This window comes from Mesorhizobium sp. Mes31, assembly GCF_024519675.1.
Lineage (GTDB): Bacteria > Pseudomonadota > Alphaproteobacteria > Rhizobiales > Rhizobiaceae > Mesorhizobium.
In genome coordinates this window covers 1-3768 of sequence record NZ_JALJRL010000048.1, presented here as the reverse complement: position 1 = coordinate 3768, position 3768 = coordinate 1, and the positions used below count along the sequence as shown (strand labels likewise).

General features: G+C 63.2%; 7 protein-coding genes. All 7 read right to left on the bottom strand.

Going from position 1 to position 3768, the window contains the following annotated elements; genetic code table 11:
• Positions 1–119: transcriptional regulator domain-containing protein (locus NR193_RS33690; RefSeq protein WP_375162762.1), on the bottom strand; the 119-nt coding region annotated here is incomplete at its 3' end.
• A 136-nt stretch (positions 120–255) separates the two neighbouring features.
• Positions 256–516, bottom strand: a complete 261-nt coding sequence (locus tag NR193_RS33105; protein ID WP_112099290.1) for a DNA -binding domain-containing protein — start codon at positions 514–516, stop codon at positions 256–258.
• Positions 517–694: 178 nt separating this feature from the next.
• Positions 695–1021, bottom strand: a complete 327-nt coding sequence (locus NR193_RS33100) for a DUF736 domain-containing protein (RefSeq protein ID WP_256754854.1) — start codon at positions 1019–1021, stop codon at positions 695–697.
• A gap of 622 nt (positions 1022–1643) precedes the next feature.
• Positions 1644–2084 carry a hypothetical protein gene (locus NR193_RS33095; RefSeq protein ID WP_256754853.1) on the bottom strand — a complete coding sequence of 147 codons (441 nt, stop codon included), beginning with the start codon at positions 2082–2084 and terminating at the stop codon, positions 1644–1646.
• A gap of 135 nt (positions 2085–2219) precedes the next feature.
• Positions 2220–2387: a hypothetical protein gene (locus tag NR193_RS33090; RefSeq protein WP_256754852.1), complete on the bottom strand. Its 168-nt coding sequence runs from the start codon at positions 2385–2387 to the stop codon at positions 2220–2222.
• A 75-nt stretch (positions 2388–2462) separates the two neighbouring features.
• Entirely contained in the window at positions 2463–2885 is a 423-nt protein-coding gene (locus NR193_RS33085) for a hypothetical protein (protein ID WP_256754851.1), read from the bottom strand.
• A gap of 200 nt (positions 2886–3085) precedes the next feature.
• A partial coding sequence (locus NR193_RS33080; RefSeq protein WP_256754850.1) for a DUF2493 domain-containing protein occupies positions 3086–3768 on the bottom strand: 683 nt, incomplete at its 5' end.

Here is a 3768-nt window from a genome sequence, read left to right as displayed (position 1 = left end):
TAGTGCCGTTGATAGGGTTCGTGACGCCGCAGACACTCCCAGGCGAGCCCTTCGACGGGCAATGTATCGAAATAATCATAGCTGGCATTGTCTCGCCAATGCGACGTATCCGGCCTCATCCAAGAGCTCCTCACGCAAGAAACGCGTAGACCCCGCCTCAAAACAATTCCGGGTTGTAGCGATTGGTGGAAGACCCTCGCCGGGCATCGGGTGATGCCGAAACGGCATCACCTGGGAACGACAGGAGCGGTGGTGCTAGCTGCCGGGTTGACGCAAGAGATGGCGGTAGCCAGCACGCGCCATCCAGCGCGCTCGCGCCAGATGGCTGTCATGGATGCGCCGGGCGCGTTGTGGCTCCTTCGTCAGATCAATGCCGAAGAGAATTTCGACCACCTCGCGCCAGTCCGCGCCGTCGTCGGCGGCGTCAAGCAGGCGCACATAGAGCTTGACGTGCTCCCGATCGTATTCGGTGAGTTCGTCACTGGTCGGCGCGGTTTCGTCAAACGGCTCGATCATCGCTTACCTCGTCTTCACGGAGTGAAAGCCTGCATTTTATAGAAACAACAGCGCCGACGGAGGATGGTTGATAAGCATCAGGCGATGCGGTTTCGGCATCGCTCTCGGCTTGAGGTGAACCGAACCGGACGTCAGCGCAAGAAGGCCCCGGCCTTCCGGCCGGGGCCTGCGCGGGTCCTTAGTCACCCCGCCGCGGGTTCGGGCGGGACCAGATGAGCGAGAAACCCTCACCTTCCTCGTCGTCGAAGAGGTTGGCGTAGATCGGGGCGTTGAAGCTCGGATCGTCGAGCTTGAGACCCAGATAGTCGCGGCCTTCGTTGGAGGTCTTCGACCAAGCGGCGCCGATCTCGGCGCGACCGACCAGCACCCGGTGGCTGGGAGCGTTCTCGCCAGTGGCGCGTGTGTCTGGGACGATGCGCACGTTCTTGGCCAGGACGCTGAGGGTGACGATTTCGCCGGTGAACTCGTTCGAGGCGGACTTCTTGAAGGTGCCGATGGTAGCCATTGTAAGTCTCCGTTTTCTGTTCCGAGCCCGCACCATGCGGCCTCGATGGCGATCACTTGGCCGGAGGCGGCCGACGACGCATCGCTTGCGACCGGAGCAACGCGGAGGACGGCGCAAGAACGACTTTCTTGTCTCGCGAGGAATGGCGGCGCTCGGGGTCCCCATGCGCTTGCGGCATGGGGTGGGAGCCGGCAGGGGAAGAAAGTAGAGACGCGCCGTTGCGGCCTAGGCGGTCGAGGCTTCAGCCGTCCTTCGGCCAGATCAGCCCATTGAAGAGGCCGTTTGGAGCGCTCTTGGGACAGATTGGCAACGGAGACGTTGGCGTCCAACGCACCTCCAGCAGATCGCTACGAGTTCACTGGCGTCGTCCACGCATTCCAGGCGTCGGGAACCCCGCGCACCTCCAACGCCGCAGCCACCGGCCGCGCTGCCGTCCTGCCACCGACTTGTCGGCCTGCCTTGCGGCGTCGACCGAAGAAAGTCCAAGTCCACAAACGAGGCCGCGCCGGCGTGGAGCGTGGCCGTTGCTCGATCCTTGGCATGCATCCCGAGTGCTCCAACCACCGATGACAAGGAGGCCAAGCCTTCATCGCTCTGGTCCATCCGCCTCGCTCGCGCGGGTTTAAGCTCGAACCATGCCCCTACCGGATTGGTCGCCGGCGGCCATGCCCGCGACCCGGAGAAACGCCGTGACGCCGACGGCGACCGCGCCAATGGCGGAAAAGACGATCTGCCAGGTTTCCGAAGGCATCATGTGCTTCGCGATGCCATGAGTGGCATGGTAGCCGGCAACGATCGCGGGAGCGACGAAGACCATTGCGATCGCCAGCTTCGCCCACATGGGTCTGATAACGCCGAGGAGGATTTGGCCGACGCCGAGCGTCAACCCGGTTGCGAGGATGCCGACAAGGATCGCGCCAAACCAGCCGGCACCGGTGTTGAATGCCCATGTACTTGCGTTGACGCCGACGAACAACGGAAGGGCGACGATAGCAAGCGTGAACAGCAACCAGCACAAGATGCCGATGGCCGCGATGCAAAGGAGAATGCCGAGGATGATCATGGTGGTGTCTCCGAGAGAATAGCTCTGGCGATTGCGCCTTCCACCACCACCTGGCGCAGTGCACAGCGTAGCAAAGGAAAAGCACCGGCGAAACCCGCCGGTGTTCTTGCATCGCCAGGCGCGATGTCCGCCCCGTCATGGGGCGAACGGGTCGATTTCGCCGATGATGGCGGTGTCGTCGCCGTCATACTCGTTCGACGGCACGACCGAGAGAGTGCCGTCGCCAGCACGAAAGATGACGATGGTGACCATGAGAGTGGCGGCGAGGCTGAAGGCGAAGGCATGTGCGTCGGCGAAGGACATCGATCCGGCTCCTGTTTGAAGCGGAGGACCCTCCCCCGCTGACAGGCGCCCGATGTGTTCGGTGGATGGCCGCAATCACCGCGAAGGTGAAGCCGGAGCGGCGGCACGCTTCGCGTAGTCCGACCCCTTGCGGGTTGATGGCGTCAGGCCGTCGGCTGAACCAAGGATCAGCGCAATGGATCGCGGGGTGCGGTCATCTTCAAATCGGGAGCAGCGGGCGTTGTTGCCGCCACGCTCCAGGAGCGTCTGAGCAAGCTGCCGCGCGATGTGGCGGGCGTCGAGCGAAAAACCGGACGGCCATGATCGCGATGGATCCCGTTGGAAGCCGCCACGCTGAAAATGAGTATGAAGCTGGACGATGACGCTGTGCAGTCGCGGTGGCAGACCTAATCCAGCTCTCTCGGCGTAAAGAGCCGCCTTGTCGAGATCGTGCCCGATATGGCGGCGGTTCCAGCGATCATCGGTCGCGACCCCGAGAAGATGCGACTTCAGGAGCAATTCAATGGCGATGGCGATGGCGTGAAGGGCCGCATTGTGCCTGCCTAGATCCGCCGCCCAGTCAGCGCCATCGAGGTGGGCGGCGGCTTAGGTGTCGGCAAGCGCGATGTCCGGTGCGTCGGGAAAGGATACGAGCGACATGGCTTGAAGGAAGCCGTACCTCCCAGTCTTTTATAGGGGCGCTTGGGTTCCGACGGCGCTTATGCGCCGCCGTTGCCGAGCCGATAGACCGGAATGCCGAGCTTGCGGGCCTTGTCCGCGAGATTCTCCTGAATGCCGGTGCCCGGAAAGATGATGACGCCGATCGGCATGACCGCCAACATCTGGTCGTTGCGCTTGAAGGGAGCGGCCTTGGCATGTTTGCTCCAGTCGGGCTTGAAGGCGACCTGCGGCACCTTGCGATGATCGGACCAGCGGGCGGCGATCTTTTCGGCGCCTTTCTGTGATCCGCCGTGCATCAGCACCATGTCGGGATGCTTGGCGCGGATTTGGTCGAGCTTTGCCCAGATCAGCTCGTGATCGGCGGTATCGCCGCCGGAGAAGGCAATCTTGGGGCCGGCGGGTAACATGATTTCGGTTTCGGCGCGCCGCCTGGCCGCGAGGAAGTCGCGGCTATCGATCATTGCGGCGGTGAGATGGTGGTGGTTGACCATCGACCCGGTGCGCGGTCGCCAGGCCGAGCCGGTGTACTGATCGTAGTGGTCGGCGGCTTGGTCACGCATGAGCTCGAAGGCGTCGCGCCGTTCGACCATGGTCTGGCCTTGGGCGGTGAGTGTCTCGAGTTCGACCGCCTTGATCTCGCTGCCGTCCTGTTCGCGCTGCAGTCCCCGCTGGGCCTGCTCGTTGTCGTCCAGTTGCCGCTCGATCCGTTGTACAGCTCGGT

Coding starts and splice junctions, on each gene's coding strand:
- NR193_RS33105 (WP_112099290.1), bottom strand. CDS start 516: ATGATCGAGCCGTTTGACGAAACCGCGCCGACCAGTGACGAACTCACC.
- NR193_RS33090 (WP_256754852.1), bottom strand. CDS start 2,387: ATGTCCTTCGCCGACGCACATGCCTTCGCCTTCAGCCTCGCCGCCACT.
- NR193_RS33095 (WP_256754853.1), bottom strand. CDS start 2,084: ATGATCATCCTCGGCATTCTCCTTTGCATCGCGGCCATCGGCATCTTG.
- NR193_RS33100 (WP_256754854.1), bottom strand. CDS start 1,021: ATGGCTACCATCGGCACCTTCAAGAAGTCCGCCTCGAACGAGTTCACC.